Origin of the sequence: Arthrobacter sp. AG258 (genome assembly GCF_004364695.1) — a bacterium.
In the GTDB taxonomy this organism is placed as follows: domain Bacteria; phylum Actinomycetota; class Actinomycetes; order Actinomycetales; family Micrococcaceae; genus Arthrobacter.
In genome coordinates this window covers 74182-100803 of record NZ_SOBI01000011.1, presented here as the reverse complement: position 1 = coordinate 100803, position 26622 = coordinate 74182, and the positions used below count along the sequence as shown (strand labels likewise).

Annotated in this window: 25 protein-coding genes and 2 tRNA genes; 13 read left to right on the top strand and 14 right to left on the bottom strand. The window is 67.3% G+C overall.

Features of this window, described 5'->3' with window-relative positions; all coding sequences use genetic code 11:
• The first annotated feature begins 29 nt into the window (after positions 1-29).
• A complete protein-coding gene (locus DFO47_RS19640; RefSeq protein WP_243835558.1) occupies positions 30-863 on the top strand; it encodes a class I SAM-dependent methyltransferase in 834 nt (277 codons plus the stop codon).
• Here the strand turns inward: DFO47_RS19640 and DFO47_RS19635 are convergent.
• Both DFO47_RS19635 and DFO47_RS19630 read right to left on the bottom strand, forming a co-directional pair.
• Positions 848-1201: a DUF2516 family protein gene (locus DFO47_RS19635; RefSeq protein WP_018762318.1), complete on the bottom strand. Its 354-nt coding sequence runs from the start codon at positions 1199-1201 to the stop codon at positions 848-850. The two genes, DFO47_RS19640 and DFO47_RS19635, sit on opposite strands and share 16 nt — an antisense overlap.
• A 9-nt stretch (positions 1202-1210) precedes the next feature.
• Entirely contained in the window at positions 1211-2401 is a 1191-nt protein-coding gene (locus DFO47_RS19630) for a PLP-dependent transferase (RefSeq protein ID WP_018762319.1), read from the bottom strand.
• 135 nt (positions 2402-2536) lie between these two features.
• Here DFO47_RS19630 and tmk point away from each other — a divergent pair, with 135 nt between their 5' ends.
• From tmk to DFO47_RS19610, 4 genes are all read left to right on the top strand, one after another.
• Positions 2537-3229, top strand: coding sequence for a dTMP kinase (gene tmk, locus DFO47_RS19625; protein WP_133832713.1), 693 nt, complete (start codon positions 2537-2539; stop codon positions 3227-3229).
• The gene (locus tag DFO47_RS19620; RefSeq protein ID WP_133832712.1) at positions 3226-4389 is read left to right on the top strand and encodes a DNA polymerase III subunit delta'; all 1164 of its coding nucleotides are present in this window, start codon (positions 3226-3228) and stop codon (positions 4387-4389) included. The genes tmk and DFO47_RS19620 overlap by 4 nt, the downstream gene beginning before the upstream one ends.
• Entirely contained in the window at positions 4386-5954 is a 1569-nt protein-coding gene (locus tag DFO47_RS19615; protein ID WP_133832711.1) for an alpha/beta hydrolase, read from the top strand. The genes DFO47_RS19620 and DFO47_RS19615 overlap by 4 nt, the downstream gene beginning before the upstream one ends.
• A gap of 105 nt (positions 5955-6059) precedes the next feature.
• Positions 6060-6132 (top strand) — tRNA-Thr (locus DFO47_RS19610).
• A 479-nt stretch (positions 6133-6611) separates the two neighbouring features.
• On the opposite strand, the gene DFO47_RS19605 is transcribed toward DFO47_RS19610, so the two are convergent.
• On the bottom strand, positions 6612-7076 hold the full coding sequence (locus DFO47_RS19605) for a hypothetical protein (RefSeq protein WP_133832710.1): 465 nt from the start codon (positions 7074-7076) through the stop codon (positions 6612-6614).
• Positions 7077-7246: 170 nt separating this feature from the next.
• Positions 7247-7975 carry a PspA/IM30 family protein gene (locus DFO47_RS19600; RefSeq protein WP_133832709.1) on the bottom strand — a complete coding sequence of 243 codons (729 nt, stop codon included), beginning with the start codon at positions 7973-7975 and terminating at the stop codon, positions 7247-7249.
• Between the two features lie 114 nt (positions 7976-8089).
• Between DFO47_RS19600 and DFO47_RS19595 the strand changes: the two genes are divergently transcribed.
• The 3 genes from DFO47_RS19595 (at position 8090) to DFO47_RS19585 (ending at position 10792) form a co-directional block, all read left to right on the top strand.
• Complete coding sequence (locus tag DFO47_RS19595) at positions 8090-8836, top strand: DUF4241 domain-containing protein (protein WP_133832708.1); 747 nt, start codon at positions 8090-8092, stop codon at positions 8834-8836.
• Positions 8837-9115: 279 nt separating this feature from the next.
• Positions 9116-10030: a polysaccharide deacetylase family protein gene (locus DFO47_RS19590; RefSeq protein WP_109044727.1), complete on the top strand. Its 915-nt coding sequence runs from the start codon at positions 9116-9118 to the stop codon at positions 10028-10030.
• Positions 10031-10153: 123 nt separating this feature from the next.
• Complete coding sequence (locus DFO47_RS19585) at positions 10154-10792, top strand: hypothetical protein (protein WP_133832707.1); 639 nt, start codon at positions 10154-10156, stop codon at positions 10790-10792.
• A 16-nt stretch (positions 10793-10808) separates the two neighbouring features.
• Here DFO47_RS19585 and DFO47_RS19580 read toward each other — a convergent pair whose 3' ends face one another.
• Positions 10809-12050, bottom strand: coding sequence for an NAD(P)/FAD-dependent oxidoreductase (locus tag DFO47_RS19580; protein WP_133832706.1), 1242 nt, complete (start codon positions 12048-12050; stop codon positions 10809-10811).
• A 128-nt stretch (positions 12051-12178) separates the two neighbouring features.
• On the opposite strand from DFO47_RS19580, the gene DFO47_RS19575 reads away from it, so the two are divergent.
• The 4 genes from DFO47_RS19575 to DFO47_RS19560 all read left to right on the top strand — a co-directional run bounded on the left by DFO47_RS19575 (position 12179) and on the right by DFO47_RS19560 (position 15914).
• Positions 12179-13153, top strand: coding sequence for a hypothetical protein (locus DFO47_RS19575; protein WP_133832705.1), 975 nt, complete (start codon positions 12179-12181; stop codon positions 13151-13153).
• Between the two features lie 181 nt (positions 13154-13334).
• Positions 13335-14735, top strand: coding sequence for a glutamate decarboxylase (locus DFO47_RS19570; RefSeq protein WP_109044731.1), 1401 nt, complete (start codon positions 13335-13337; stop codon positions 14733-14735).
• Positions 14736-14753: 18 nt separating this feature from the next.
• Complete coding sequence (locus tag DFO47_RS19565) at positions 14754-15623, top strand: class II glutamine amidotransferase (protein ID WP_133832704.1); 870 nt, start codon at positions 14754-14756, stop codon at positions 15621-15623.
• A gap of 105 nt (positions 15624-15728) precedes the next feature.
• Positions 15729-15914, top strand: coding sequence for a hypothetical protein (locus DFO47_RS19560; protein ID WP_133832703.1), 186 nt, complete (start codon positions 15729-15731; stop codon positions 15912-15914).
• A gap of 180 nt (positions 15915-16094) precedes the next feature.
• Here DFO47_RS19560 and DFO47_RS19555 read toward each other — a convergent pair whose 3' ends face one another.
• From DFO47_RS19555 to DFO47_RS19515, 9 genes are all read right to left on the bottom strand, one after another.
• The gene (locus tag DFO47_RS19555; protein ID WP_109044733.1) at positions 16095-16940 is read right to left on the bottom strand and encodes an aldo/keto reductase; all 846 of its coding nucleotides are present in this window, start codon (positions 16938-16940) and stop codon (positions 16095-16097) included.
• Between the two features lie 120 nt (positions 16941-17060).
• Positions 17061-17501 carry a hypothetical protein gene (locus tag DFO47_RS19550; protein ID WP_133832702.1) on the bottom strand — a complete coding sequence of 147 codons (441 nt, stop codon included), beginning with the start codon at positions 17499-17501 and terminating at the stop codon, positions 17061-17063.
• A gap of 7 nt (positions 17502-17508) precedes the next feature.
• Entirely contained in the window at positions 17509-18135 is a 627-nt protein-coding gene (locus DFO47_RS19545; protein WP_133832701.1) for a bacterial proteasome activator family protein, read from the bottom strand.
• 78 nt (positions 18136-18213) lie between these two features.
• On the bottom strand, positions 18214-18417 hold the full coding sequence (locus DFO47_RS19540; RefSeq protein WP_018762371.1) for a YbdD/YjiX family protein: 204 nt from the start codon (positions 18415-18417) through the stop codon (positions 18214-18216).
• Complete coding sequence (locus DFO47_RS19535; protein WP_133832700.1) at positions 18417-20714, bottom strand: carbon starvation CstA family protein; 2298 nt, start codon at positions 20712-20714, stop codon at positions 18417-18419. The genes DFO47_RS19540 and DFO47_RS19535 overlap by 1 nt, the downstream gene beginning before the upstream one ends.
• A gap of 177 nt (positions 20715-20891) precedes the next feature.
• Positions 20892-23747, bottom strand: coding sequence for an FtsX-like permease family protein (locus DFO47_RS19530; RefSeq protein WP_133832699.1), 2856 nt, complete (start codon positions 23745-23747; stop codon positions 20892-20894).
• Complete coding sequence (locus DFO47_RS19525; RefSeq protein ID WP_018762374.1) at positions 23747-24484, bottom strand: ABC transporter ATP-binding protein; 738 nt, start codon at positions 24482-24484, stop codon at positions 23747-23749. The genes DFO47_RS19530 and DFO47_RS19525 overlap by 1 nt, the downstream gene beginning before the upstream one ends.
• The gene (locus DFO47_RS19520) at positions 24481-25086 is read right to left on the bottom strand and encodes a PadR family transcriptional regulator (protein ID WP_018762375.1); all 606 of its coding nucleotides are present in this window, start codon (positions 25084-25086) and stop codon (positions 24481-24483) included. Before DFO47_RS19520 ends, DFO47_RS19525 begins: the two co-directional genes overlap by 4 nt.
• A 118-nt stretch (positions 25087-25204) precedes the next feature.
• A complete protein-coding gene (locus DFO47_RS19515; RefSeq protein WP_133832698.1) occupies positions 25205-26188 on the bottom strand; it encodes an NAD(P)H-quinone oxidoreductase in 984 nt (327 codons plus the stop codon).
• A 109-nt stretch (positions 26189-26297) separates the two neighbouring features.
• On the opposite strand from DFO47_RS19515, the gene DFO47_RS19510 reads away from it, so the two are divergent.
• Positions 26298-26385, top strand: a tRNA-Ser gene (locus DFO47_RS19510).
• The last annotated feature ends 237 nt before the right edge of the window (positions 26386-26622 follow it).

The following is a 26622-nucleotide window of genomic DNA, read 5'->3' as shown; positions in this document are numbered from 1 at the left end:
TTGGGGCCGTGGTTCAAAAGGCTGAACGGGTGAATACCCCACAACTTTCCGGCAGGACATCTGCCGGCCGGCAGGGCCGGCCGGTAGGCAACGTCACCCGGGGAACCACCAACCCCAACCGGATGCGGCGGGTGGACCGCTGGCTGACGGGACCGCAGGCGTGGCGGCTGCGGTCCGCGGCCGACCCCCTCGTGGTTGACCTGGGCTACGGCGCCACCCCGGCCACCGCCGTCGAACTCTTTGAGCGCCTTGCCACAGTGCGGGCGGACGTCCGCGTGTCCGGCATCGAAATCGAGCCCGGGCGCGTGCAGGCGGCGATCCCGCTCCAGCGTCCGGGCTTGACCTTCCATGTGGGCGGCTTCGAGCTTCCCGTTCCCGGCCGTCCGGTCCTGGTCCGGGCCTTCAACGTGCTGCGCCAGTACGAGGAAGCGGATGTGCCGGGCATCTGGCGCCTGGTTCAGGACCGGTTGGCACCGGGCGGCCTGTTTATCGACGGCACGTGCGACGAAGTGGGGCGCCGGGTGACGTGGGTTGCGCTTGACCGTGAGCGGCCGCTGTCCTTGAGCATTTCGGTCCGCTTCGGCAGCTTCGACCTGCCCTCGGAGGTGGCCGAGCGCCTGCCGAAGGCCCTCATTCACCGCAATATTCCCGGTGAACGGGTCCACGACTTCCTGCTGGCGCTGGACCGGGCCTGGCTGGAATGCGCCCCCCTTGCCTCGTTCGGGAACAGGCAGCGCTGGGTGGGCATGTGCCGGAGCCTGCGCGACGCCGGGTGGCCGGTCCAGGACGGCCCGGCCAGATGGCGGCTGGGCGAACTAACCGTGGGCTGGGACGCCGTGGAACCTGGCTACCAGGGGCCGTAGGGCCCCGTGTTGCGGCTGCCGCCGCGGCCGGCGTCCTTCACGGCGGGGCGGACATCGGCGAGGTAGACGGAGGCGGCCACGACCGCGGCGAGCCCAAACAGGCCAAGGGTGCTGACGATGCCGCCGCCGGCGCCGAACAGCGAAATCACGCCCACCAGTGTGGCGCCGCCGGTCAGCGCGAGCCAGAAGGCCTTGGTCCGCTTGCCAGTCGCCTCGAACGCGTTGGCGCGGTGCCGGGCACAGTCCACCAGCGCCCACAATTCCAGTCCCAGGGCCACCAGGCCAAGGATAAAGAACACTGCCTGTTCTACAGGCCGAATAATCAGTTCACCGTCCACGAACCCAGCCTAGCCGCCCAGCGTGTCCAGCGCCTGCTTCAGGTCCGCCCAGAGATCCTCCACGTTCTCGACCCCCACGCTGAGGCGAACCAGGTTGTCCGGCACGCTGGCAGGTTCTGCTGCGTGCCTGCGACGGCGTTCGATCAGGGACTCGACGCCGCCCAGTGACGTGGCGGGGAGCCATAATGCGAGGGCCTCCACCACCTTGTCCGCAGCGTCGGCACCGCCCAGGCCGGCGGCCGGCGCCACCTGCACGCAGATGATGGAGCCGAAGCCCTTCATCTGGGCCTGGGCCCGCTCATGGCCGGGGTCCGACGGGAGGCCCGGGAAGCGGACGGATTCAATGGCGGGGTGGGCCGCGAGGCGCTCAGCCAGCAGCATCGCGGAGCTTTGGGACCGCTCCACCCGCAGTGCAAGGGTCCGCAGTCCGCGCAGCGCCAGCCATGCTTCGAAAGGTCCGGCGATGGCGCCGTGGATGATGCGGTGGTGCAGCAAGGCGGACCGGATGTCCGGGTTGGAGGTGACCAGCGCCCCAAGGACGACGTCGGAGTGCCCGGCGAGGTATTTGGTCACCGAGTGGAGCACGACGTCGGACCCGAGCCGGAGGGGCTGCTGCACCAAAGGGGTGGAAAAGGTGTTGTCCGTGACGACGATGGCTCCTGCGGCGTGGGCGGCCTCGGCGACGGCCGCCATGTCAGCGATCCCCAACATCGGGTTGGTGGGACTTTCCAGCCAGAGCATAGCCGCGGCCCGGGCCCCGGGACCGGTGGGCGCCAGGGCAGCTTTGACAGCATCGGTATCAGCGATGTCCACGGTGCGGAGCTCTATGAAGCCCTTCTGGGCAAGTTCGGAGGCCATGACCAGCGAGCCCGAATAGCTGTGGTCCGGCATCACCAGCACTCCCCCGGCCGGGATCAGGGACAACGCCGAGCTGACGGCCGCCAGCCCTGATGCGTACAGCAGGCCCGGCAGCGCGGAGCCTTCCAGCTGGCCCAGCGCCTCTTCGAAGGGATCCCACGTGGGGTTCGAATACCGGCCATAACCCCGGTCCCCGTCGCCCAGCGGACCGGTGCCGAAGTAGGTGGAGGACAAGGTGATGGGAGGGTTGACCGGCTGGTCCCTTTCCCGGGGCGGACGTCCGGCCGCGACCACGACGGTCTCGGGGGAAAGGGACGCGGCCTGGTGCTCGGAAAGACTCATGTTCAACAGCGTACTGTCCGGCCAGGATCCGCCTGAAAGGGGTGCCGCCGTATGGACGCCTTGCGTTCACCGGCCGTCCACACAGGGTGCGGCGGCAGGTCATGAAATGTCGGTCCGGCTCGGTAGGCTTGGGAGGTGAGCAAACAAATGGCGGGCGTGTTCATCGCATTCGAAGGTGGCGATGGCGCCGGCAAGTCGACGCAGGCGGCCCGGCTTGCGGCTGAACTGGAATCACGGGGGTACACCGTGCGCCGCACCCGTGAACCCGGCGGCACCCCCGTCGGCGAAAAGCTGCGTTCGCTGGTCCTGGACCATGGCAACGGCGAGATCGATGCCCATACCGAGGCCCTGATTTTTGCGGCGTCCCGGGCAGCCCACGCCGCCCAGGTCATCCGGCCGGCACTCGGCCGCGGCGAAATCGTGCTGACCGACCGCTACATTGACTCGTCAGTGGCCTACCAGGGGGCGGGCCGCGACCTCGGCCAGGACGCCGTCAAGTCCCTCAACGACTGGGCCACCTCGGGCCTGCAGCCCCACCTCACAGTCCTCCTGGACGTCGACCCGCTGCTTGGCCGCAGCCGCCGCACGGCCGGCCAGGCGGCCGAGGACCGTCTGGAGTCCGAGGCTGATGACTTCCACACCAGGATTCGGAAGGCTTTCCTCGACCTCGCCGCCGGCCGCCCCGGGTCCTACCTGGTCCTGCCCGCGGAACTGCCGGCGGACGAACTCGCGGCGCAAATCCGCGACCGGGTCGACGCACTGCTGGCCGGCCCGGTTACTTCCAATGGGTTGCCTTCCCGGCAGGGGACGGACGGTGGCGGCTCGTGACGGTGTGGGATGACCTCCAGGGCCAAACCGCCGTCGTCGAACAACTGCGCCAGGCGGCAAGCGGCGAAGGCCTGACGCACGCCTGGCTGTTTACCGGGCCGCCGGGCTCCGGTCGCTCCAACGCAGCCAAGGCCTTCGCTGCCGCGCTGAACTGCGCCCAGGAAGACGTGGGCCTGCGGGGCTGCGGCCAGTGCCAGGCCTGCCGCACCATCCTCGGGGAAACCCACTCGGACGTCACCTTCGTCCGCACGGAAAAGGTCACCATCACCATTGATGAGGCCCGCGAACTCGTGGCAACAGCGGGGAACCGGCCGTCCGCGGGGCGTTGGCGGATCATCGTGGTGGAGGATGCCGACCGGATGGCTGAGCGGACCACCAACGTGCTGCTGAAGGCCATCGAGGAACCCACCCCGCGCACCGTATGGATGCTCTGCGCACCGTCCCCGGCCGACGTCCTGGTGACCATTCGGTCCCGCTGCCGCAGTGTTGCCTTGCGGCTGCCGCCTGCCGCGGAAGTTGCAGCCCTGCTGGTACGGCGGGACGGCGTTGATCCTGAGCTCGCCGAACGCGCGGCGCGGGCAGCGCAAAGCCACGTGGGGATCGCCCGCCGGCTGGCCCGGGACCCCGCCGCCCGGGAACGCCGCCTGGAGACGGTGCGGTTCCCGCTCGGGCTCCGTGGCGTCACAGCCGCGGTGATGATGGCGGACAAGCTGGTGAAGATCGCAACCGCAGAGGCCACCAGCTCCAACGAGGAGCGCGACGCCGCGGAAAAAGCAGCCCTCCTGGCAACACTTGGCGCGCCCGAGTCCGGCACGCTCCCCCCGGCGATGCGCAGCCAGGTGAAACAGCTTGAGGACGACCAGAAGCGGCGGGCCAAGCGCTCCATCACGGACTCCTTGGACCGGACCCTCACGGACCTCCTGTCCTTCTACCGGGACGTGTTGATCATCCAGCTGGGGAACGCGGTGGAGCTGGTCAACGTTGAGCTCAGGAGTGAGCTGGAGGAGTTCGCCGCCCGCAGCACTCCGGAAGGCACGCTTGCCCGGATGGATGCCATCAACAAAGCCCGCGAACGCATCACCACCACAAACGTCGCCCCGCTGCTGACCCTCGAGTCCATGGCGGCCAGCCTGATCCAGCCCTCCAAGGAGACCCGATGACTGCCCGCCCCCTGCCCGCACGCCACAGGTCCTTGCTGGCCGCCGTCCGCGCCGCGGGCGCCATGGCCCTGGTCATGGTCCTTGCCTCGTGCAGCCTCCTCAACGGCGGGGACAAGAACCCGCCGGAGGCGGCCACCGCCAAGGCCGACCCCTCGATCGTGGCGTCCGCGCCCGCCGGGCTGGAGAAGTTTTACTCGCAGGAAGTCGTCTGGCAGCCCTGCGAAGGCGAATTCCAGTGCGCCAAGGTGACCGTCCCGATGGACTACGCCAACCCGGCCGGCGACACCATCCAAATCGCTGCCCTGCGGGCCCCCAGCAGCGGCAAGAAAACGGGCAGCCTGCTGGTCAATCCGGGCGGCCCGGGCGCTTCCGGCTATGACTTCGTGAAGGACGCCGCTGCGACACACTTCTCGGCGGCCGTCCGCAATGCGTACGACCTCGTGGGCTTCGATCCCCGCGGCGTCAAGCGTTCCGCTCCCGTGACCTGCATGACCGACGCGGAGCGTGACGCGGCACGCGCCAAGACCTACGCCCTCGAAACCGACACCGGGCTGGCGGCGGCACTGGCGGACAACAAGGCAATCGCTGCCCAGTGCGCGGCGCAAACCGGCCCGGTCCTGGCGCATATCGACACCGTTAGCGCCGCCAAGGACCTGGACGTGCTGCGTGCGGTGGTCAATGACACCAAACTGAATTATCTCGGATACTCGTACGGGACCTTCTTGGGCTCCACCTACGCTTCATTGTTTCCGGACAACGTGGGCCGGATGGTCCTTGACGGCGCCCTCGACCCGTCCATCAGCAATGAGGACCTGACCAGCGGCCAGGCCCGCGCGTTCGAGAAGGCCATCCACACCTACGTCGCCAGCTGCCAGCGGCAGGGCAAGTGCCCGCTGACCGGCGACGTAGACTCCGGCGTGCAACAGATCCGGGACCTCATCGACGCCGTCCAACAGACACCCCGCACCGCCAAGGACGGCCGCCTGGTCAATGCGACGACGTTCGTCAGCGGCCTGATCACCCCGCTCTACAACGACCAGAGCTGGCCTGCCCTCACCCAGGCGCTGGAGGCCGCCATGAACGGGGATGTGAGCCTGGTGCTGCGCCTCGCCGACATCAGCGCCGACCGTGCGACCGACGGCTCGTACACCTCCAATTCCACGTTCGCGTTCAACGCGATCAACTGCCTTGACTACCCCATGGTCTCGGACACCGCCGGCATGCGGGCGGAGGAGAAGCGCCTGGAACAAGACTCCCCCACCTTTGGCTACTTCTTCGCCTACGGCGGGACCAGCTGCGCTGACTGGCCGTACAAGAACGTCCGGACGCCGCAGGCGGTCGAATACTCGGGGAACTCCCCGATCGTGGTCATCGGAACCACGGGCGACCCCGCCACCCCGGTTGATTGGGCTGCCTCCCTGCGCAAACAGCTGGGGAACGCCTCGCTGCTGACGTGGAAGGGCGAGGGGCACACAGCCTACGGCCGGGCCAACAGTTGCCTCGAAGATTCGGTGGACAACTACCTGGTCGGGGGCAAAGTTCCGGCCGACAACACCGTGTGCTGAACGCCTCAGCGGCCTGCACCTGCTCCATTTTGACCGCGGCGCAGAGACTCTATTACAGTTGACTCTTGCATGAAGGGCCCGGTTCAGTCCGGGATTTTGTGCGGTGCTTCCTTAGCTCAGTCGGTAGAGCGTTTCACTCGTAATGAAAAGGTCATCAGTTCGATTCTGATAGGAAGCTCGGGATAAACCCCGGACAGCCCCTGGATTCAGGGGTTTCCGGGGTTTTTCGCTGGTTAACGGGTGACTGTGCCGCACGGGCAGGGCACACCTTTAGCCCACAAGGAGCGCACGGGTGAAGCCATGAGCGAGAACCATGTCTGGCTCTCGCTTAGGCGCAGGGAAAAACGTGCCTCGGAAGGAATCGTCGAAGCCGTCAAGGACCCGGGGCGAGCGGCCACTCCTGTCCGGGGAGTCGGCGCTGCAGCCAGAGTTGATTCCGACATCGAACGTGCCCCCCGTCAGTATCGAACTGACTGCTGGCGTGAGCCATGATGGCATTTCTCCCCCTCTCTTCTCTGTGCAACAGAGAACCAGCGAAAAGTCGTAACTACGAACGACCCGGCGTCGCTATCCTGTCCCTCTGAGCCAGCCGATAGGCATCCGCGGAGACATAGTGCTCGAGGGAAGGATCCTCATCCGACAGCTGGAAGGCCAGTGTCAGGAGAACACCAGGCTTAAGGTGAGCAACAGCATTCCCGTGGAGAAGAGCAAAATACTAAACCCGGTGCCAAGGGATTCCATAGCTTTGATCTGCCGCTGCGCTTCATCCTGCTCGGGTCGGGGGCGGTTGAGCATCGTCATGACGGTCTGGTACTGATATTGCGCTATGTCCCCGCGGAACATAAACCAAATTACAGAGACGAGAAGAAGTACCAGCCCGAACCCGTTGATTTCTGCGGTACCCGGAAACAACTCGGGCACATACATCGCAAGCAAGTAAATGCCCGTGGCTGCCGCCATACACAAGGCAAACTGCAGCAGGCGACGCTTATCAAACGCCTGGCGTGGATCCTTCCAACCGAGGTGGCTTGTCCTGCGCTCAAGCGTGCGCATCCACAGGAAGGTTCCTATGCCTCCGGCAACGAAGAACAAGCCGAAGGTCACCATCAAGAGTTCACGCATGGTCCTGACACTATGCTGATCGCTGAAGCGACCGAGGATCTCCAATCTGGGCGTAAATGCTCCGCGAATGGTCCATTACGGACGCGTCGTCAAGGAAACGAACCGCGGAAAGGCTCGTCCTGAAAGCGAGAACCGGATAACCCGGCTCATGCGCCCACCCTATCGGTGCCCTAGTTGTCGATCGCTTTCCGATCCATGGACTTGAGCGCCGCGAGCCGGGCTTCCACTTCGGTCTGCTCCCCGAGGTCTTCGAGGGAGGCGAACTGTGCATCCAAGGATGATGCAGCGAGCTCCTGCTGGCCGCGGACCGTAGCTTCCTGCCGGCGGATCCTCTCCTCGTAGCGGCCGATCGCCGAAGTTGGGTCCCCCGTGTCCAAGGCTTTGAGGGCGTCGTGGACCTGCGACTGCGCGGCGGCCACCCTTGCCCGGTTGACGAGCTGGTTGCGCTTGGCCGTCAGCTCACTGAGCTTGCCGCGCATCTGGTCCAGGCCCTGTTTGAGCTTGTCAACGACCTCGTTTTGCGCTGCCAGCGCAGGAGCCTGCGCCTGGGCTGTCGCCTCGGCGGACATCTGCCGCTGCAGGGCGAGCCTGGCAAGGGCGTCGAACTTGTCAGCGTCCACACCGTTCCCGGCGGCCCGGAATTCGTCCGCTTTGCGCGACGCGGCGGCCGCCTTGCGGCCCCACGTGCCGGCGTCGTCGACGGCGCGGGCGTAGTCGTCCTCGGCCATCCTGAGATTGCCGATGGTCTGGGCAACAGCTGCCTCGGCCTCACGGATGTTCTCCGAGTAGTCCCGAACCATCTGGTCCAGCATCTTCTGCGGGTCTTCGGCGGAGTCCAGGAGGGCATTCAGGTTGGCCTTCGCGAGCTGCGCGACGCGGGCGAAAATACTCTGCTTCACAGTGTCTTTCTATCGGTACTGGCCGCTGGATTCAACGTAGACGGCCCCGGCGAACGCGGACGCTTCCCTGCGCGTCGTACTGCGCTACCGACAATTACCGGGGAGAATTGCCGGGTGGACGTAACCGACTTCTACGCACTTCAGCGGGGGATGGCTCCTCTGAGTACCGGCCAGCAGGGCATGCTGACCGTTTATGACTTGGGTCTGCTGCGACTGCCATCGGGGATACTGGGCGCCTGCGATCCCTTTGCAAACCTCATGTACCCGCAAAAAATTGCCCTCGTTCCCGGAGACTATCCGGTGCGCGTCACGGTTGCTGACGTTTCACCAGAACAGGACGGTTCGCACCTGCGCGAGGCCTATCTCTCGCTCGTTATCTCGGAGACAGATCCAGTAACCGTCGAAGCGGCCCCGGGCCCGGATGGCCCTCCTCCTCCCGGATACTTCTTCACGGTGCCTGTGGACGCCGGGACAGTAGCATTCGTGGATGCAGATGCCATGCTGCGCTGCATGCCCGACCCATCAACCTGGTACGAGGGGCTGTTCGACTCGAATGACGCCAACTCCTGGTTCAGTCTCATGGACGCGGAAAGACCCTATCCCGCCGGAACGGCCAACATTGTCATGCCGTTGGCGCCAAACGGCGAGAACGTCGTGCTGTCGCACTCCGGCTGGGGTGACGGACACTACTGGCTCCTACAAACCAAGGATGGCGCAGGAAACCTGACGGGTATCCATATCGACCTTGCAGTCGCTGGAAGGTTTGAAGAGGAACCCGACGACAGCGGCATCCTTTCGACTGATCCGCCCGTTCCCCTGCCCGCGAAAAAGAGCTGGTTGAAGCGGCTGTTGGGCCAGTGAGGCTCGGTTTCCCTCCCCGGGCTTTGCCGGTTACCGGCCACATTGGCGCGCAGGCGCACCGCCGCAGTTCCGTTTTCACGGTATGCCAAGGCTGGCGCGGTATCATCCCGTCATGACCCCCTTCGTTCCGGCTGCAGTTCCGTGCGCCGTCGCACAACCGGCGCTGCCTTGCCCCGCCACGTCCAGCGCTCCCCGGTTCAGGGTCAACGGGGATCAGTCATGGGACGGCTTGAAGTCCCTGCGGGGTAACTGACCGTGGAACCACAAGGCGCACGCCACATGAGCCAGGACGGCAAAGGTCCCGGCCGCAGGACCGTACTGCTGGCCGCGGTGCTCACGCTGTCAGCTGCCGTACCGGATCTCCAGCCCGACCGGCGGCGGGCGGCTGACGCTGCAGAAACGGTCACGGAACCGTCAAGCGTTCCCTCACACGCGCCCGCCCGGATTGTCGACGTAAACCCGGACGATTCCTCGCCCCTCCCCGCCTCAATGCCGTCCGTGCCGTCCCGGGCCGACATTGTCGCCGCGTACGGAAAGCACCAGGCCCACTACTGGGGACTGGAAGCGCCCGGCGTCCTGACAAGGCTTCCACCCGCTTCACAGGGCATCTCGCTGACCTTTGACTTTTGCGGCGGACCGGGCGGCAGCGGCTATGACCAGGCGCTGCTGGACACCCTCCGCCAGCGGCACATCCCTGCCACGCTCTTCCTGAACTCGCGGTGGATCACCGCCAACCCCTCAACGGCACGGCAGTTGGCAGCCGACCCGCTGTTCGAACTGGCCAACCACGGAACATCGCACAAGCCGCTGTCCACCACTGGAAACAACGCCTACGGGATCCCCGGGACAAAGAACGCCGGAGAAGTCTATGACGAGGTCATGCCCAACGACCTGTCGCTGGCCGGGATCACCGGCGCCCGTCCCCGCTACTTCCGCCCCGGCACCGCCTACATGGACGACGTCGCCGCAGACATCCTCCATGCCCTGGGTGTCAGGCCTGCAGGCTTCAGCATCAACGGCGACGGCGGCGCCACCTACCCTGCCGCCGTCGTCGCCAAGGAAATCGGCAAGGCCAGGCCGGGGGACGTGGTGATCTGCCACGGCAACCACCCGAACGGCGGAACGGCTGAGGGCGTGGCCCACGCCATCGACAAACTGCTGGCGGCAGGCATGTCCTTCACCCACCTGCCCTGACCACCGCTGCTTCGGACGCTGGCGGCCCCACGGCTCATCCGTTACGTTGGCAGGGACGCCCGCATCCACCGGTCCGGCAGGACCGCGCGGGCAACGGTTGCACGCTGACGTTAGGAACCCCGAATGCCGGAACAGCACGAAGCCCCATCACTCGGCTGGGTCCCGGCCTGGGCCGACCTGCAGGGCCGGTCCGCCGAGCCGGCCGGCGCCGGCTTCATCCTGGACGCTGCCCCCGGTACCCCGGACGAACCGGCGGAGTACGTGGCAAGCTGGCCCGGCCCGGACTGGGAAGAGCTTGCCGGCACGGCGTCGGCCAGGCCCGGGGCGCGGCTGACCCTGATCGTCGCCGCAGCCGCAGCGCAAGCGCCCGCCCCGCCTGGATTCGCCCCCGCCGCCGAGCGGATTCTGCTGCACGCCCCGACAGCCCAGCTGGACACCGGCGTCGACCTGCCCGAGAATTCCCAGGTGGCCCTGGCACCCATGGACAGCTACGACGCCGTCGAAATCACTGTCTTTGACCACCCGGTGGCCAGGGGCCGCGTCCAGGTGCGGGACGAAGCTGCGGCCGTCACCATCCTCGAAGTCCCGGAGGGCCCGGACAAAGAAGTCTTCACGCGGGCCCTGTTCGCGGCCATGGCTGAAGAAGCGTTCCTGCATGGCGCCGCGCACCTGCATATGGTGGTTGAACCGGATGCAGCCGCCGGCTTCCAGGAGTCCGGCTGGACCACCGCGGGCCGCGTCTTGGGTTACGCCACGGCATAACGACGGCGGCGAGCGCCTAGTCCGGCCGTCCCACCACCACCTGCGCCGGGCTGTGCGTGAGGTAACCATTCGCCCACGAGAACAGGGCCCGGATTTTCTGCTGGAATCCGGGCAGCAGGGCGAGGTGCACCGCGAGCCAGGACACGAATGCCAGCGGCCCCTGCAGTTGCAGCCGCCGGCGCCCCAGCTCCGCCACCGCGGCGCCCCGGCCCACCATGGCCATGTATCCCTTATCCCAGTAGCGGAACGGCTCCCGCGTGCCGCCGGTCAGGTCGGCATGGATGTTGCGCGCAGCCCATTTGCCCGATTGCTGGGCCACCGAGCCGAGCTGTGGCAATCTATCGCCGGCGGCATCGGTGATGTTGGCGGAGTCACCCAACACGTAGACGCCTTCGAAGCCGGAAACCGTCAGGTCCGGTTGGACATCCACGCGCCCGCCCCGGCCCTGCGGCAGCCCGGACTCCGCGATGATCCGGCCCGCCTGGAGTCCACCGGCCCACACCACGATCCTGGCAGGAATAACCGTCCCGTCCTTGAGCGTCACACCGTCAGGCCTCACCTCGCCCACGGCCTGGCCCATGTGCAACTGAACGCCGAGCTTGGTCAGTCGGTCCCGCGCGTAAGCCTGGGATTTCTCCGAGAAGGCAGCCAGGACGTTGGGAACCATATCCACCAAATGCACATGGCAGCTTGCGGCCAGCCCCGGAGAAAAATACTTTGGCACGACGTATTTGACGTTCTCGGCCAGTGCCCCCGCGGTCTCCACACCCGTGGGGCCGCCGCCCACCACGATCACGTCGGCCCCGACGGCCGGCTCCCGGTCAGCCTCGTCCAGCACTGCCGTGATGGCCACGCTGAGGCGGGTGGCGTCTGCCACCGAGTACAGCGGGTAGGCGTGTTCGTCAGCGCCCGGCGTGTTGAAGTAATTAGGTACCGCGCCGGTGGCGACCACCAGCGCACGGGCCCGGTAGCTGGATCCATCACGGGTTGTCACCGTGCGGTTGGCAGCATCGATGGCTGTCACCTCCGCAGTGAGGACCCGCACGCTGTTGATGCGCCGGAATTCGGAGCGGAGTGGCCGGGTGACCGCTGAGACGCCGATCTGGGACGCGGCGACCTGGTAGAGCAGCGGCTGGAACTGCTGGTAGTTGTTCGTATCCAGCAGCAGCACCCGGATACCCTTGCGGCCCAACTCCTCGGCTGCCGATTTTCCGGCGAAACCGCCGCCAACCACAATCACCTGGTATGAATCGTCCATTCGAGCAACATACCCCTCCCCGCCTACGAGTAACAGGGACTCCGGGCACGGGCCTCCGGAAGGACGCGGCCGGCCGACCAGCCCGGGAGCGCCCAGGACCTTCAGGAGCCGGCACCTAAGATGGCGGCATGGAAGACGAACCCCTGGCGGACATTGCGGACAGGCTCTATGCCGGGGACCTCGACGGTTTCATTGCGGCCCGGGCTGCCGCGGCCAAGGAGGCGGCGGGGCAGGACAAAGAGTTGGCTACGGCGGTCCGGGCGCTGGCGAAACCGTCCGTGGCCGCGTGGGCGGTTAATATGCTGGCCCGGCAACGGCCTGGCGTCCTGGCTGACCTGGCCGTCCTTGGGGAAAGGATGCGCTCAGCGCAGGAATCGCTGGATGCCGGCGCCCTCCGTGCGCTGGCACGCGAGCGCCGCACCCTGCTGGCTGCCGCCGTCGACACCGCACGGACCGTCGCTGCGGAGCAGGGGCGCCCCATCAGCGGCCCCATGGCCGCGGACGTGGAGGAGACCCTGCGGGCGCTGACCGCAGACGAAGGAGCAGCCGCGGCCGTTGCGAGCGGCCGCCTGCTGAAGGTCCTGACCGCCGATGGCGTCAACCAGGTGGACCTGGCCGGAGCGGTTGCGCTGCCCGGAACACTCCCCGCAGTGCCGTCTTCCCCCAGGCCATCGCCGTCCCCGGCTGCACCGGACACAACGGCAGCAAAGACGCGGACGACGCCGCAACGCACCTCCCAGCCCAAGCCCGCCAAACCCCGCCTTGAGGCCGTGCGCCAAACTCCCCGGCCGGCGTCGCCCCCGGCGCTGGAACGGGCCAAGGCTGCCCATGCCCAGGCCAGGGCCGCCGAGGAAGAAGCCGCCCGGCGTTCAGGGGACCTGCAGGCGGAGGCCGAGGAGGCACGAACCGAGATCGCGGAACTGCGCCAGGAGACCGCCCTGCTCCGGGAGAGGCTTAAGGCCGCCGAGGAACGGCTGGAGATGGTCCGCAGGAAACTGTCCGGCACGGACGCCGAAGCCAAGCAGGCGGCCCGAGCCGCCGACAAGGCGCGCCGTGCCGCCATGCTGGCGCATGAACGCGTGCTGCGCCTGGGCAGCAACTGACCAGGAGGCACCCAGAGCAGTTGCCGGTCATCAAGGGTGGATCACGGCCCCGCCTGCGGAATGGTCTGGTTCGCACCGCTTGGGCGACATGCGCCCGCGGGGACAGCCGCGGCGGGCGTTCCTTTGTAACGTGGACACCAGCCGCACAGCCCGGCGTTCACGAGCTCGAAGGAACCCTGCAATGACAAGGTCACACCGGACACCGAAGCATGAGCCCGAAACAAGCGTTGAGCTGAACCCATTGTTCAGCCGGGCGGGTGAATCCACCCTCTTCCCCCGTTTCACGATGCCCGAGGGCGAATCCCTGCCCTCCACCGCCTACCAGGTGGTCCACGACGAGGCGATGCTGGACGGCAACTCGCGGCTGAACCTGGCAACGTTCGTGGGGACGTGGATGGAACGCGAGGCCTCACAGCTCTACGCGGAAACCTTCGACAAGAACATGATCGACAAGGACGAGTACCCGCAGACGGCGCTCATCGAGACCCGGTGCTGGCGGATGCTTGCGGACCTGTGGAACGCGCCGGATCCGGCGAAGACCGTGGGTACCTCCACCATCGGTTCCTCCGAGGCGTGCATGCTCGGCGGCCTGGCCCTGAAGCGCCGGTGGCAGCATCGTCGGCGCGCAGCCGGACAGCCGACGGACAAACCCAACATCGTGCTCAGTTCAGCCGTCCAGGTGTGCTGGGAAAAGTTCTGCAACTACTGGGAAGTGGAAGCGCGCTTCGTTCCCGTGTCAGCGGAACACCCCAAGCTGGACGGCCATGACCTGGAGCGGTACGTGGACGAGAACACCATTGGGGTGGTGGCCATCATGGGCGTCACGTACACCGGGGCCTACGAGTCCGTGGCGGGAATCTCCGCGGCCCTGGACGCCATCCAGGCAAACCGCGGCCTGGACATCCCCATCCATGTCGACGGTGCATCCGGGGCCATGATCGCGCCCTTCCTGCAGCCGGAGCTTGACTGGGATTTCCGGCTCCCCCGCGTAGCCTCCATCAACACCTCCGGCCACAAATACGGGCTGGTGTATCCGGGCCTCGGCTGGATCGTGTGGCGGGACGAGGAAGCGCTGCCCGAGGACCTCATCTTCCATGTCAGCTACTTGGGCGGGGACATGCCCACCTTCGCCTTGAACTTTTCCCGGCCCGGCGCCCAGGTGCTTCTGCAGTACTACCTGTTCCTTCGGCTTGGCTTCGCCGGCTACAAGTCCGTGCAGGCGACCTCCCGCGACGTCGCGCTCTACCTCTCCCGGGAGATCGGCGCCATGGAAGCTTTCACCCTGTGGAGTGACGGCTCCGACATCCCGGTCTTCGCCTGGCAACTCGCCGAAGGCCACACCAAGAACTGGAACCTCCACCACCTGTCCGAGCGGCTCAGGATGAACGGATGGCTTGTCCCGGCCTACCCGCTGCCCGAGGGACTCAGCGACACCACCGTGCAACGAATCGTGGTCCGCAACGGCTTCACCCGCGACCTCGCCGCCAGCTTCCTGGACGACCTCAAGAAAGAAGTCGCCTACCTGGACGCACTGACTTCGCCCATGCCCTCGGAGGGGCAGACGCCCGCCTTCCACCACTAGCAACCGGGAGCACGAGCCATGTGCCGATTGTTCGGGCTGCATGCCGGTCCGCGGACCGTCCGGGCGACATTTTGGCTGCTGGACGCCCCGGACAGCCTCACTGAACAAAGCCGGCGGGAGCCCGATGGTGCGGGCATCGGGACCTTCGACGCGGATGGCCGGGCCAGGCTGAGCAAACGGCCACTGGCAGCCTGGGAAGACCATGCGTTTGCCCGCGAAGCCCGGGAGCTGCGGAGCACCACGTTCCTGGCCCATGTCAGGTACGCGAGCACCGGTGCACGCACCGTGGCCAACACGCACCCGTTCGTGCAGGATGGGCGGCTCTTCGCCCACAACGGCGCCTTCACCGGCCTCGACCGCCTTGACCGCCACCTCGCCAGACTCGGCGTTGCGGACCTGGTGCGGGGCCAAACGGACAGTGAGCGGCTGTTCGCCCTCATCACGGCGCATGCCCGCACGTCAGGCGGCGACATCGGACAAAGCATCCTCCGGGCCGTCGAGTGGATCTCGGCGGAGTTGCCCGTCTACAGCCTGAACCTCATCCTCACCACTGCCACCGACCTCTGGGCGCTCCGGTACCCGGCCAGCCACGAGTTGTACGTCCTGGAGCGGAATCCGGCCGCCGAACCGGCCCCGGCTGCACCGCTGGATGCCCGAAGCCGGCGGATCCATTCCCGAAGCACCGATCTGTCAGTGTCTCCGCACGTCGTCTTGGCCACCGAACCGATGGACCACAATCCGCGCTGGCGGGCCATGGGGCCCGGAGAGCTGCTCCATGTGGGCCCGTCGCTGGCGGTAACCTCCACTCTCCCGCTCCCGGTGGATCCTGCACACCTGCTGACCCTGGCCGACCTTGAACCAGCAGCTGCAGCGTCCCAAAAGCCGTGATGGCCGCCGGCGCCCAGGCCTGGACGCTCCCCCGGTTTCCGGGCCGGATGGCAACACGCGGGCCGGATTCCAAAGAATGTCAGACCCCGGTTGCACACTGGATTCATGGAGAACCAAGCCGTACAGGAATTTCACGTCACCTACTTCGACGCTGATTGCGGCCGTGCCCGCGCCGAGGTCTTCGACTCCCTGGTGGAAGCCGAGCGTTTTGCCAGCAGGCACTGCACGGGCGAGGACAGCTGGGCCGTGGTGGATGCCGTCACCGTGGAGCACGTCAGAATCGCTGCCTGACCGTCCGGCAGCGGGAACACGCAATGCAGTGATCCCGGGACCGGACCGCCGGCCGCGTTAAAGGCGTCAGCCCATGCGGCCTGGCGGTTGCCGGCAGCATGGGCTGACGTTGGAGTGGCGGGAGTCCACCGGCCGGGTGTGGCCGTGGGCCGCCGTCGCGGGTCTGTGGAACCCGCGGGCTTACTGGAAGTCGGAAACGGCGGGATCCGGTCCGATGCGGCCCTCGCCGCGGTCAGTCCGGTCCAGTGCGTTGATTGCCTCGACGTCGTCGGCGTCCAGGGAGACCTCAAGGGCTGCGAAGTTCTCCTTGATGCGGGACTCGGTCACCGACTTGGGGATGACCACATTGCCGATCGCGAGGTGCCAGGCGATGACAACCTGCGCCGGGGTGGCCTGGTGCTTGGCCGCGATGGACGCCACGGCAGGGTCCTCCAGCAGCTCGCCGCCCTGGCCCAGCGGGGACCACGCCTGGGTCAGGATGCCCTTGTCGGCACCAAACGCCCTCAGCTCACGCTGGCTGAAGTACGGGTGAAGCTCGATCTGGTGAATGGCCGGAACCACTCCGGTTTCGTCGATAAGGCGCTGCAGGCCTTCGGCCGTGAAGTTGGAGACACCGATGGACTTGACCCGGCCGCGCTTTTGCAGTTCGATCAGCGCTTTCCAGGTATCGACGTACTTGTCCTGCTTGGGCTGCATCCAGTGGATGAGGTACAGGTCCAGGGTGTCCAGGCCAAGGCGGTCCATGGACTCCTCGAAGGCGGCGAGGGTCGACTCGTATCCCTGGTCCGCGTTCCACAGCTTGGTGGTAATGAAGATCTGCTCGGGCGAGAGGCCGGAGCTGGCGATGGCGCGGCCCACGCCTGCCTCGTTGCCGTAGATCTTTGCCGTATCGATGTGGCGGAAGCCGGCTTCGAAGGCCTGGCGGACAACCTTTTCAGCCACATCGTCCTCAACCTGCCACACACCGTAGCCGAGCTGGGGGATCGTGTTTCCGTCGTTGAAAGTCAAGGTAGGTGAAAGAGTCATAGGTTCATCCTGCCAAAGCCGCAGGCCCACACGGCCCTTTTTCCCGCCCTGTCAGCCAGACGCGTAACGGCAATATTCGTTCGTCTGACCGGGAATAATTTCGTGCCCAGGGCGGGACTACTAACCGCGGAGCCGGCGTTCGGCGTCGTCAACCTGCTCGTGGACCGCCTCAGCCCGGCGCCGGACGGACGCCGCCCCAACCGGCACCGGCCCCACAGCCAGCCGAAGCATGGCTGCAGCCTCCGCGGTGGTGGCCAGCGAGTTGCCCGCCTTGGACAAGGCGCGGTGCACATCCGCCAGTTCAGCCGGGATGTCCAGGCCATCACTGGGCGAACGGCGCTGGGCCTCCATGCACACTGCCCTGACCCGCTGCAGCAGGGCCGCGAGCTCGTTGGCAATCTCTACCAGTTCGCCGTACAGCTGGTCATCCTCCACCCCTTCGAGCACCTGGTGGAAGCGGTCCAAACCCCGGTGGAAGCGGTCGTGCGCGCGGCGCCACAACCCCTTGCCAAGTTCGGCATCATCTTTGCGCCCCTGCCTGGCGGCGCTGAAAAAGCCCAAGCGCAGCCTACAAGTACTGCCCGGGACCGTGGTCCGGGTCTTCACGCTGGTTGGGCGTGCCCTGCGCCGGCGGCCGTGCCCCGGCCGGCGCCCGCTGGGGCTCCCCGTTTTCACCGATGACGACGCCGGGCGCAATCATGGTGCCCGGCGGCAGCTGGCGAAGCTGCAGCTGTGCCGCAGCGTGTTCCCGGGCAGCGTTCTGTGCCGCGATGGCCGTCTGGATGCCATGGAACAGGCCCTCCAGCCAGCCCACCAGCTGGGCCTGGGCGATCCGGAGTTCAGCATCCGACGGGGTGGCATTGTCGGAGAACGGCAGGTTGATCCTGTCCAGTTCAGCCACCAGTTCGGGGGCGAGGCCGTCCTCGAGTTCCTTGATGGAACGCTTGTGGATGGCTGCCAGCCGGCCCCTCGCGGCGTCGTCCAGGGGTGCGGACTTTACCTCTTCCAGCAGCTGCCTGATCATGGTGCCGATCCGCATCACCTTGGCCGGCTCGTCAACGAGGTCGTGCAGGCTGCTGCGCTGCGGCCTTCCGTCCGTTGCCCGCGGAGCCTGGAACGGCGACGGGTCGTCCTCGACGGGGGTGCCTTCTACCGGGAGGTCCTCAGCTGCCTGAGTGTCATTGGGATCGCTCATGCGTTCATACTCTCATGCGCCATCGGGCCCCGGGACACTCCATGAACGCCTCCGGGGCCTTGTCCGCTGCGGGCTCAATCAGCAGCACCGGCCCTGCGGGTTGCGGTCCTGGCGGTCCGTGCGGTCCCGCCAGAATTCCCGCTCACCCAGGGGTGGTTCCTGGTGCCCGGAGGCCTTGTGGTGCTCCAGGTACTTGGCGTAGGCATCCGCACCCATGACACCACCCAGGTACCGCGCAAACCCGCGGAAGCCATTCGTAACCGCCGTGATTCCGGCGCTCATCAGTGTCCGCCCCGTTCAAGACGGGCGTCGGCGGGCACCTTGTCCCACTCCGCACCCAGCGCGCGCTCGGCCGCTGTCGGTACCAATCCGGCGGGGGCGAACACACGCGAGGGAACCGCAGGGTCTTCGTTGTCCGTGGTGGCAGCCCCGGACGCACGGTCACGGAACGCCTTGACCGTGGCGAGCACCGCCGTGGCGATCACGATGATGCTCAGCACCACGAAGATCACTGACAGCCAGCCCTGGATGGCCGTGTTGCGGACCACAGCTTCCATGGCGGCCACCGTCTTGGCGGTGCCGAACTCGGTCTTGCCATCTGCCAGTGCCTTGCTGAAGGCGGCGTTGTTCGCGAAGTACCCCACGGCCGGAACGGGCGAGAAGATCTTCTGGTAGCTGGCCGTAATGGTGACCACCGCGGCGAAGGCCAACGGCAGGGCAACGATCCAGAGGTACTTGAAGGTGCCGCGTTTGGCGACGATGGCCAGGCAGACAGCCAGCGCAATGGCCGCCAGGAGCTGGTTGGCGATGCCGAACAGCGGGAACAACGTGTTGATGCCGCCGAGCGGATCGGTAACGCCCATCAGCAGCACGGCACCCCACGCGGCGACCATGACGGCGGTGCAGAGCCAGGCACCCGGCCGCCACGAAGCCTCCTTGAATTTGGGGACGAAGTTGCCGACTGAGTCCTGCAGCATGAACCGGGCCACGCGGGTGCCGGCATCCACGGCGGTGAGGATGAAGAGCGCCTCGAACATGATGGCGAAGTGGTACCAGAAGGCCATCATGGCCGTCCCGCCCACGAACTGGTGCATGATGTGCGCCAGCCCCACGGCCAGGGTGGGTGCACCGCCGGTGCGGGAGACGATGCTTTGTTCGCCCACGTTGGCGGCGGTTTCGCTCAGCAGCCCGGGGGTGATGTTCACCCCGCTCAGGCCCAGGCTGTTGACCCAGGCCGCTGCGGTTTCCACGGTGCCGCCGGTTAGTGCCGCGGGTGCATTCATGGCGAAGTAGAGGCCGCGGTCGATCGAGATGGCTGCCACGAGCGCCATGATGGCCACGAAGGATTCCATCAGCATTCCGCCGTAACCGATGTACCGGGTTTGCCGTTCCTTTTCGACCAGTTTGGGGGTGGTGCCGGAGGAGATCAGTGCATGGAAACCGGACAACGCACCGCAGGCGATGGTGACGAACAGGAAGGGGAACAGCGCTCCGGAGAAGACCGGCCCGTTCTCGCGGCCGGCGAACTCGCTGAAGGCAGGGACGGTGATTTCCGGGCGGACCACCACGATGGCCAGCGCGAGCATCACGATCACGCCGATCTTCATGAACGTGGAGAGGTAGTCGCGTGGCGCCAGCAGCAGCCAGACCGGCAGGATCGCGGCGATGAAGCCGTAAATGATGAGGCTCCAGGCGATGGTCACCTTGTCCAGGTGGAACACGGCGGCGCCCCATTCGGTGTGCGCGACCATGCCGCCGCCGATGATGGCGGCCATCAGCAGGACGAAGCCGATGATGGAGACCTCCATGACCTTGCCGGGCCGGAGGTAGCGCAGGTACACGCCCATGAACAGGGCGATGGGGATGGTCATGCCCACGGAGAAGACGCCCCACGGGCTTTCGCCCAGGGCATTGACGACGACGAGTGCCAGGATGGCCACGATGATCACCATGATGAGCAGGGTGGCAATGAGGGCGGCGGTGCCGCCGATGACGCCGAGTTCCTCGCGGGCCATCTGGCCAAGGGACCGGCCGCCGCGGCGCATGGAGAAGAACATCACCAGGTAGTCCTGGACCGCGCCGGCGAAGACGACGCCGACGATGATCCAGATGGTGCCGGGCAGGTAGCCCATCTGGGCCGCGATGACCGGGCCCACCAGCGGCCCGGCGCCTGCGATGGCGGCGAAGTGGTGGCCGAAGAGCACGTTGCGGTCGGTCCGGACGTAGTCCTTGCCGTCGGCCTTGTACTCGGCAGGGGTGGCGCGGCGGTCGTCAGGCTTGGTGATGTAGCGTTCGATCACCTTGGAGTAGAAGCGGTAGCCGATCAGGTAGGTGCAGACGGAGGCGAACACGAACCAGATGGCGTTGACGGTTTCCCCGCGGACCACCGCCAGCATGAACCAGGCGACACCGCCCAGCAGGGCGATCGCCGCCCAGAGCGCGATCTTTCCGGGCGTCCATTTCCGGTCTTCGGCTTCGAGCGTTGCCTGGTCCACGGCGGGCGGGGGAAGGTCCGGGTCCGTCGCCAGCCCGCCCTCCGCCCGGGATCCGTTGTTCCGCTGGTCCGGTATTCCGGCCATGTCTCCTCCTTGAGAGTGTTCCCGCTTCTGCTAACCGGCACCCTACCAAGGCTCCGTCGGGCAGGAACGGCGGTGCACGGCGCGCCTTGGGGCTGTGCGGTGAGCGGCGGCGAACCGGCGACGAACGAGCGGGAAACATGTGCCGGAAACGGGGTGGGCGGCTGCCGGCTCCGGTTCCTAACCCACGCTGCGCCGGGACATGGGCAGCCTGGCACGGGTGAGGGCCCACGCGAGCGCCGCCCCCGTCAACGGCACCGCCGCCATGAGGACGGACAGGTGCAGCCACGGGACTTCGACGGCGGTCCGCAGGTCCGTGGAGAGCGCCAGGAGGACGGCGGGCACGGTTCCAGCCAGTGTTCCCAGCACCGCCCCGACGCCGCTGGTGAACAGTGCTTGGGACCCGGCCAGCGCCTTCCGCAACCGGGGCGCGGCGCCCACCCCGGCCAGCGTGGCATGGTCTGCGCGGGCGTCCGCCATTGAGAGGCCGGTGGTGATCCCCGCAGCGCTGAAGGTGATGAGCGCACTGACGGCGACAATGACCCAGGTGGTCCACTGGCTGCCCTGGGAGATGCCCGGTTCAGCCCGGAAGGTCATGCCCGGCAGCCCGTAGACCGATGCCGCCGCGGCGGACGCCGCATCCGTTTCCGCCTCCGACGGGGCGCCGGCCAACTGGACCAGCAGGGCCGCTGGTTCCGGGTGCAACTCGAGCCGCTGCGCCGTGGCGGGTGACACGATGCCGTAATAGGGGACGGGAACCACCGGCTCGAGCACTGCCGCCGGGAGCGGCGTGCTGCTGACCGTGGACGGGACCGTACCGGGCCCTTGCACCGCCGCCTCATGGGTCCGCACGTCCTGTGCCTGGAGCAGCACGTGTCCGCCGCTGACGAAAACCGGGTTGGTCACCACCATCCCGCCGGCGTTCAGCACGGCCAGGGCCTCCGGAGTGGCGTCCCGGCCGAGCACGGCGCGAATATCCTTTTCGCCGCCCACCAGCACCGTCCCGTCGTAGGACGACCGAAGGGCCATCGAGCCGCGGCACCGCCAATCACCCGGATCCGCCAGCCGCCCCTGCGGCGTTCGCGGACACGCGTTGGCCTCTGGCAGGGCCAGCGAATACTGCAGGCAGTTGGACGAGGACGTCCGGGCCGGCAGCCCGGGGCCGGCCTGGCCGTCCATGCAGGTGCGGGTGCTTTCCGGGGCGGTGATGGGGTGGCTCCATTCCACCGTGCCCAAAGCCCCGGCCACGGCAGCGGAAAGTGCGGACGCGTCCACGTGCACAGGCGGTTGCCTGCTGCCGCCGGCACCCGTCGGCGGATCCACCACCAGGGGAAGCGACGCCTGGTTCTCCAGGCCTCCCCACCAGTGCGATTGCCGCATCCCGGCTTGTTGGCTGGCCGAGAGCACCATGGCGGCGCTGGCCAGCGCCGCTGCTGCAAGTACTGCGGCGACGGCGGGAACGCTCCGTCCCCGGTTCCTGGCCGAGTCCCGTGCCGCCATCCGGAGGGACAGGGTCATCCACTGCGTGCGGGAGGTGAGGCGGAGGACCAGCCAGCCGGTGACCATGACCAGGCCGGCAACGCCAAGCACGGCACCGAGGATCAGGATCGTGACCACCAGGGGCAGCTCCGCGGCCCGCTGGTCGGGATCTGAGGTGGACGTGCCCAGGACCCAGCCGGCCAGCAGGACGACCGCCGCAGCCACCAGGGCCACGGCACCTGCAACAGTGGACCGCCGCGCCGTCGGAGCCGGTGCCCGCCCCGATTTCAACGCGCCAAATACCGCCTGGCGTGACACCTGCCGGGCCGGCACCAGGGCTGCAATAACGCAGGCCACCAGGCCCATGGCCGCGGCGGCCAGGGTCATGGGGACGTCCGGGTGCACGCCCGCCAGCCGGACGGATCCGGCCAGTCGGACCAGATGGACGACGACGGCAGCGGCTCCCAGCCCCACCGCGGCCCCCGCGGCAACAGCGATGCCGCCAAGCCACAGTCCGCCTGCGGTGACTACCGCGCGGATGGTGGGGCTTTCCGCCCCGGATGATGCCAGGAGTGCCAACTCCCGCACCTGCTGCTTGGCTCCCACGGCGAACGCGGCGCCGGCCAGCAGGCCAACTTCCAGGAGTGCGAGCGCGCCCACCAGGCCGAAGGTGGCGTAGACGGCCATCAGTGCCGAGGAGTCGTTGTGGGGCTGCGAACCGGGGACGACGCGCTGTTCGAGGGGCGGCGGGTCCAGGACCACGCTGCGGGACAGCACGGCCACGCCTTTGCTGTTGGCGTCCTTGATGTAGTCCCAGGTCACTGGTTCGGGCCCTACCAGGTAGTACGACACCGACAGATGGGTCCGCGGTCCGGCGGCAAGATTTGAGGGCACCTGGCGGGACTGCAGGTACAGGAAGCTGTTGCCGTCCGAGGCCCCGGCATCGCGAATAGTGCCGACGGGCACGAAGGTTCCTGCCGACGTCGTGATTTCCTGGCCGAAGGCGAGGTGGAAGCGGGCCATGAGCCCGGGTGAGGCGAGGACCTCCGCCGCGCCGTGCGGGGGCCGTCCGTCCAGGAGCGTGAACTTGCCGGCAAAGGCCGGATTGAGTGCGTCCACTTCCCTGCCCTGCAGTGCTACCAGGGCTTCCCCAACCCCGGTGGTCAGCTGCAGCTGGCGCTGTGGCAGGATCTGGTAGCCGGCCGGCAGGACATCGCGGGGGTCGGCCGGCTTGAAGTCCGGGTCGTAGCGGCCGGTGCTGGAGGCCACCATGGCATCGTTGAGCGGGTCCTGGAGCGAATCGGCGCCCGGAACCGGCAGGGCGCTGAACCGGGCCTGCGTTCGGCCAAGTTCGTAGTCAACGATTTCCGCGGGCGTCCGCTGGGCGCTCTGGTAGAGGGTGGCTGCACCGGTCATACCGGCCACCGGCACCATGATCAGCAGGATGATCAGCAGGGACCGCCCCCTGTGGCGGGCAATGTCGCGGCGCGCCAGCCGCAAGGCAACCCGAAGGCTGCTCCGGCGGCCATGGGGCGCCGGAGCCACGTCTAACGGCATCAGAGTCCGGCCTGGGTCAGGAGCATGGTGGGGTCGTGCATGGCGGTGGCCTGGTCGATGATCCGGCCATCTCTGAGGAAGACCACCCTGTCAGCCCAGGCGGCATGCCGCGCTTCATGGGTGACAAGCATGACGGCGGCGCCGGCGTCGGCTCGGGACCGCAGGACCTCCATGACCCCCTGGCCGGTGGTGGAGTCCAGGGCCCCGGTGGGTTCATCGGCCAGGATCAGCCGCCGTTGGCCCACGATGGCCCGGGCAATGGCTACGCGCTGCTGCTGGCCGCCGGACATCTGGTCCATGTACCGGGAAGCGAGCTCTGGTATCCCCACCTGCCGGAGCGCGTCGGCTGCCTGCCGGCGCGCCTTCCTGGCCGATGTCCCGTCCAGTTCCAGGGGCAGTGCCACGTTCTCCTCGGCCGTCAGCGTGGGAACCAGGTTGAAATCCTGGAACACGTACCCCACTGCGCGGCGGCGCAGCCGGGCCAGCTCGTTCAGGCCCAGCCCCGCCAGGGGCGTGGACTCCACGAAGACAGCGCCCGACGTCGGGCGGTCCAGGCCGCCGGCCAGGGCCAGCAGGGAGGACTTGCCGGAGCCCGAGGGGCCCATGACGGCCACGAACTCCCCCGCGCCGATGGTGAGGTCCACATCGCGAAGCGCGGCGACCGCCGTCGCGCCCGCACCGAAGGTCCTGCCGACTTTGGCGAGCTCGAGGACCTGCTGCGGCCCCTGGACGCTCACCGGCGGGCGTCCGCGTTCAGCGGGGAATCTTCCGTGGCCCCGTTGGATGCCTTCCGGGCAGTGGCCGCCGCGGCGGACTGTGCCTGCTGGACCATCCTGGCCTCGCAGAGGTCCAGCCAGCGGACCTCCGCTTCGGTTTGGAAGATCAGCGAGTCAAGTACCAGCAGCCAGGCGGTGTCCGCCGCGCGCTGGTTCGCCGCGGTGTCGCGGCGGGCCTTGGTGTAATCCTGCAAGGCCCTGATGGATGCCACGCGCTGGGCCTGGATGATGGCCTGGACGTCCACGCCGGGCAGCGTCACGGCGAGCGCGAGCTTGATGGCGAGCTCGTTGCGGGGCGGGTTGCTGCGTTCGACGGGCGCGGCGAACCAGCTGCGGACCTCGGCCTGGCCGGCCGGGGTGATGCTGTAGACGACGTGGCCCTCGCCGTCGTCGCCGTCTTTGGCCACCAGCGCATCACGTTCCAGCCGGTCCAGCGTGGTGTACACCTGCCCGATGTTCAAGGGCCAGGTGGCCCCTGTGCGGTTCTCGAACTCGACCCGCAGCTGGTAGCCGTAGCGCGGCTGGTCCTGCAGCAGGGCGAGGAGGCTGTGGCGTATGGACATTGTGCTCCCCCGGGCTGGCATCTACCGGTATGCACGAGCCCCCAAGACTCGTGCATACCGCGTATGGACCACACTAACGGGCAGAGCACGTTCCTGGCAATACTGAGTATCTAGCTCCCTACATGACCAGAAGGACCTTGCCCACATGGTCCCCACTGTCGAAATAGCTGTGGGCCGCGCTGACCTGGTCCAGCGGAAAGGTCTTGGCAACGAGCGGGCGGATCCTGCCATCCACGATCAGCGGCCACACGGCGTCCCGGACGGCACTCATGATGGCCCCCTTCTCCGCCACGGGCCGGGGCCGCAACGCCGTGGCCACCACGGCCGCACGCTTCTTCAACAGCAGCCCCAGGTCCAGCTCCCCCTTGGTGCCGCCCTGCAGGCCGATCACCACCAGCCGGCCGTAGTCGGCCAGGGCATCCACATTCCGGGAAAGGTACTTGGCCCCCACGACGTCCAGGATGACATCGGCACCCTTGCCCTCATTTTGGCGGCGCAGGCTCTCGGGGAAGTCCTCTTCCTTGTAGTTGATGGCGATGTCCGCACCGAGGAACGCCTTGGCGGTGCCCACCTTCTCGTCCGTGCCTGCCGTAGCGGCAACCTTGGCGCCAAACGCCTTGGCCAACTGGATGGCCATGGTGCCGATTCCGCCCGTGGCACCGTGGATCAGGACCGTCTCACCCGGCTGCAACTGCGCTGTCATGATCAGGTTGGAATATACCGTCGCCGCCACCTCGGGCAGCGAGGCCGCAGTGACCAGGTCAACCCCGTCGGGCACGCGCAGCACCTGTTCGGCCGGGACCGCCACCTGCTGGGCGTAACCGCCGCCGGCCAGCAGCGCCACCACCTTGTCCCCCACCGAGAACGGCTTGCTGACGCCGGGGCCGAAACCTGAGATCCGGCCCGATACTTCCAGCCCGGGGATTTCGGAGGCACCGGGAGGCGGCGCGTAGAAGCCGCGGCGCTGCTGCACGTCCGCCCGGTTCAAGCCGGCAGCCACCACATCGATCAGCACTTCGCCCTGGCCGGGTACCGGCGCATCCACGTCGCGGACTTCCAGCACTTCCGGGCCGCCCGGTTCTGAGATGTAGACGGCTTTCATGGACCTCTCCCGTTCCTGATTCAAATCCTGGCTGCAACCAGTGTGCACCGGACTCCTGCCCGCGGCCTGTTTTGTTGCAGGCAAGTGCCTATGAAACACTACTAGCTGAGGAAGGTTGTCCGAGCGGCCGAAGGAGCTGGTCTTGAAAACCAGTGTGCGGTAACCCCGTACCAAGAGTTCGAATCTCTTACCTTCCGCAAGGGAACCCCTGGCAGCCGGCACCGGCCGCCAGGGGTTTTTTGCTTTAAGTCCCCATGCCCGGCCGTGTTGCCGGTACGTAAATTCTTTGAATAAAGCCGCCGCAAACACCTGGACGCAATGCTACTGGCGGGTATCGTTTGTGACTGCCGGCACACCCCCGGGTTGCCGGCGAGCATCACTCCCGCCACCAGCATCTCCGGAACGGGCTTGGGGAAAAGCCCGGGCCGGACGGT

Coding starts and splice junctions, on each gene's coding strand:
- DFO47_RS19630 (WP_018762319.1), bottom strand. CDS start 2,401: ATGAGTCTTTCCGAGCACCAGGCCGCGTCCCTTTCCCCCGAGACCGTC.
- DFO47_RS19615 (WP_133832711.1), top strand. CDS start 4,386: ATGACTGCCCGCCCCCTGCCCGCACGCCACAGGTCCTTGCTGGCCGCC.
- DFO47_RS19605 (WP_133832710.1), bottom strand. CDS start 7,076: ATGCGTGAACTCTTGATGGTGACCTTCGGCTTGTTCTTCGTTGCCGGA.
- DFO47_RS19590 (WP_109044727.1), top strand. CDS start 9,116: ATGAGCCAGGACGGCAAAGGTCCCGGCCGCAGGACCGTACTGCTGGCC.
- DFO47_RS19585 (WP_133832707.1), top strand. CDS start 10,154: ATGCCGGAACAGCACGAAGCCCCATCACTCGGCTGGGTCCCGGCCTGG.
- DFO47_RS19580 (WP_133832706.1), bottom strand. CDS start 12,050: ATGGACGATTCATACCAGGTGATTGTGGTTGGCGGCGGTTTCGCCGGA.
- DFO47_RS19575 (WP_133832705.1), top strand. CDS start 12,179: ATGGAAGACGAACCCCTGGCGGACATTGCGGACAGGCTCTATGCCGGG.
- DFO47_RS19570 (WP_109044731.1), top strand. CDS start 13,335: ATGACAAGGTCACACCGGACACCGAAGCATGAGCCCGAAACAAGCGTT.
- DFO47_RS19565 (WP_133832704.1), top strand. CDS start 14,754: ATGTGCCGATTGTTCGGGCTGCATGCCGGTCCGCGGACCGTCCGGGCG.
- DFO47_RS19560 (WP_133832703.1), top strand. CDS start 15,729: ATGGAGAACCAAGCCGTACAGGAATTTCACGTCACCTACTTCGACGCT.
- DFO47_RS19555 (WP_109044733.1), bottom strand. CDS start 16,940: ATGACTCTTTCACCTACCTTGACTTTCAACGACGGAAACACGATCCCC.
- DFO47_RS19545 (WP_133832701.1), bottom strand. CDS start 18,135: ATGAGCGATCCCAATGACACTCAGGCAGCTGAGGACCTCCCGGTAGAA.
- DFO47_RS19540 (WP_018762371.1), bottom strand. CDS start 18,417: ATGAGCGCCGGAATCACGGCGGTTACGAATGGCTTCCGCGGGTTTGCG.
- DFO47_RS19535 (WP_133832700.1), bottom strand. CDS start 20,714: ATGGCCGGAATACCGGACCAGCGGAACAACGGATCCCGGGCGGAGGGC.
- DFO47_RS19530 (WP_133832699.1), bottom strand. CDS start 23,747: ATGCCGTTAGACGTGGCTCCGGCGCCCCATGGCCGCCGGAGCAGCCTT.
- DFO47_RS19520 (WP_018762375.1), bottom strand. CDS start 25,086: ATGTCCATACGCCACAGCCTCCTCGCCCTGCTGCAGGACCAGCCGCGC.
- DFO47_RS19515 (WP_133832698.1), bottom strand. CDS start 26,188: ATGAAAGCCGTCTACATCTCAGAACCGGGCGGCCCGGAAGTGCTGGAA.